The sequence below is a fragment of the Streptomyces phytophilus genome (assembly GCF_013870535.1).
In the GTDB taxonomy this organism is placed as follows: Bacteria; Actinomycetota; Actinomycetes; order Streptomycetales; family Streptomycetaceae; genus Streptomyces; species Streptomyces phytophilus.
Genome location: NZ_JACBXC010000954.1, coordinates 1 through 2,395 on the forward strand (window position 1 = coordinate 1; position 2,395 = coordinate 2,395).

General features: G+C 75.8%; 2 protein-coding genes and 1 pseudogene. All 3 read right to left on the reverse strand.

Going from position 1 to position 2,395, the window contains the following annotated elements; genetic code table 11:
• Positions 1–772 (reverse strand): annotated as a pseudogene (locus tag H5J30_RS27650) (hypothetical protein); the annotation flags it as partial.
• Positions 769–1,674 (reverse strand): MerR family transcriptional regulator, encoded by a 906-nt coding sequence (locus H5J30_RS27655; RefSeq protein ID WP_181790031.1) that lies wholly within the window; start codon positions 1,672–1,674, stop codon positions 769–771. The pseudogene H5J30_RS27650 and the gene H5J30_RS27655, both read right to left, overlap by 4 nt.
• Before the next feature lie 74 nt (positions 1,675–1,748).
• A partial coding sequence (locus H5J30_RS27660; RefSeq protein ID WP_258563563.1) for a pyridoxal-dependent decarboxylase occupies positions 1,749–2,395 on the reverse strand: 647 nt, incomplete at its 5' end.

The window sequence follows — 2,395 nt, forward strand, 5'->3', positions numbered from 1 at the left end:
GCGCCTCGGCCCGCTTCCCCAGCGGCCGGACGAACGCCACCGGCTCCGTCAGCTCCACCGTCACCGTCGTCTGCCCGCCGACCGCGAGGTCCGCCGTGCCGTCGTCCGCCAGCCGCAGCAGCCCGCCCCCGTCGGGGAAGCGGCGCTCCAGCCGGACGTTCGCGATCAGCTCGGCCGGTACGGGGATGTCCAGCAGGACCCCGTACCGTACGCGCAGCGAGCCGTCCGCGCCGACGACGTGCGGCCGGACCACGCAGGCCGCCTGGAGCGCGAGGATGAAGTAGATGCCCCAGATGTCGAGGACCAGCACGACGGCGTGCACCACCGGCCAGGGGATGACGAGCGCGAGCGCCACCGTCTCGATGACGGAGACGAAGAAGAAGCCGTAGAACGTGAACGCCTGCCCGGAGGCGTACGCGGCGGCGGTGTCGCCGGGGCCGACGCCGTGCTTCGGGCGGCGGGCGAGCCAGCGCAGGGTGGCGGTGAAGAGCTTCACCTCGTGCACGGTCAGCTTGCGCACGGCGGCCGGGACGCTGTCCCGTACCGCTTCGAGACCCGCCGCGCGGGGCGCGAGGCCGGCGCCGCGGTGGCGGCGGTAGTCGGCGGCCAGCAGCGTGACCAGGGCGGCGGTGACCAGCAGGACGGCGACCTCGACGGCCAGCAGGGCGGGGTCAGGGATGCCCACGCCCGAGGCGAGGCAGAGCACGAGCACCAGCTCGCCGGGTACGAGCGAGGCCAGGGCCAAGCGGACCGTGCGGCGCAGCGCGTTCACGACGCACTCTCCCCGCGCCGCCGGTCCGCGCGCCCGGCCCCGCCCGCCTCGCCGGCCCCGCCCGTCCGCTCTCCGAGCAGGGCCATCGCCCGGCGCATGACCTCGGCCTGCGCCGGGGGGAAGTCCGCGAAGAACATCTCCGCGAAGGCTTCCCCGCTCTCGTCGCCGTCCCGGGCCCCGGCACCGGTCCCCGTCCCGTCTCCGGCCACGGTGTGGACCGCGTCCGGCCCGTCGGTGACCAGCGCCCGCGCCTCCTCCGGCATGGCGGCGACCACGTCCCGCGCCAGCTCCTCCACGCGCGGGTCGTCCGCCTCGGCGCCGGCCAGCTCGTCGAGCCGGGCGTAGATGCCGTACGCGCGCGTCATCGCCTCCGGGTCCGAGCTGAGCGCGTGCAGCAGCCCGGCGAGCCAGCCCCGGTGCGCCTCGTCCACGGTGGTGTCCAGCAGCGCCAGCAGCTCCCGCTCCTTCACCGCGCTCGCCGGCTCCGGGACGCCGAGCCGGGCGGAGGCACGCGACATGTCGGCGAACACCGCCGCCAGCTCCGGCGACACCGGCCCCTCGGCGGTCAGCCCGCCGCCCTCCGCGTGCCGCAGCAGTTCGGCGAGGCGGGTGCGGCGCTGCCGGATGGCGGCCTCCTGCCGGGCGAGGTCGGCGTCCAGCTCGGCGAGGATCTCGTGCAGCTCCTTGCCCGCGTCGTCGGCGAGCGCGTCGCGCACCTCGTCGAGGCTGAGGCCCAGCTCGGTCAGGCGGCGGACGCGGGCCAGCTCGACGGCGTCGCGCAGGGCGTACACGCGGTAGCCGTTGGCGCGGCGGGCGGGCTCGGGCAGGAGCCCGATGCGGTGGTAATGCCGCACGGTACGGGTGGTGACCCCGGCGAGCGCGGCAAGCTCTCCGATTCGCATGACCCCAGTAGAAACGTTGACGCTGCGACAAGGTCAAGCGACGGGCCGGGGCCCGGTCGTTCAGACACCCCCGGTCAGGCGGCGCCGCCGGTCACCGCGTCCGCCGCGGCGCACAGGTCGTCCCACAGCGCGCGCACGTGCCGCTCCTCGGTCTCCAGCCCACCGATGGCGACCCGCAGCAGGTAGCGGCCGTCGACCACGGTGTGCGTGACGTACGACCGGCCGCCCGCGTTGATCCGCTCCAGCACCGCCTGCGTCGCGGCGTTGTCGGCGCCGGTGCCGCGGCCGGTGGCGACGTGCAGGCAGACCAGCGCCAGGCTCCGCGGCACGCCCAGCGCGAAGCGCGGGTCGGCCGCCGCCCACGACTCCAGCTCCGCGGCCAGCCCCACGTGCCGGCGCACGTGGTCGCGTATGCCTTCGAGGCCGAAGCGGCGCAGCACCGTCCACAGCTTCAGCGCGCGGAAGCGGCGGCCGAGCGGCAGGTGCCAGTCGCGGTAGTCGACGACGGCGCCGGACTCGCTGGCGGCGTTGCGCAGGTACTCCGGCAGCACGGTCAGCGCGCCGGTGAGGGTGGCGGTGTCGCGGGTCCAGAAGAGGTTGCAGTCGAAGGCGGTGAGCAGCCACTTGTGCCCGTCGGTGCTGTACGAGTCGGCCAGCCCGGCGCCGTCGAAGAGCGCGCGGTGCTCGGGGCAGAACGCGGCGGCGCCGGCCCACGCGGCGT

What these genes read in the sequence shown, in the direction of transcription:
- H5J30_RS27655 (WP_181790031.1), bottom strand. Translation starts at nt 1,674, where the DNA reads ATGCGAATCGGAGAGCTTGCCGCGCTCGCCGGGGTCACCACCCGTACC.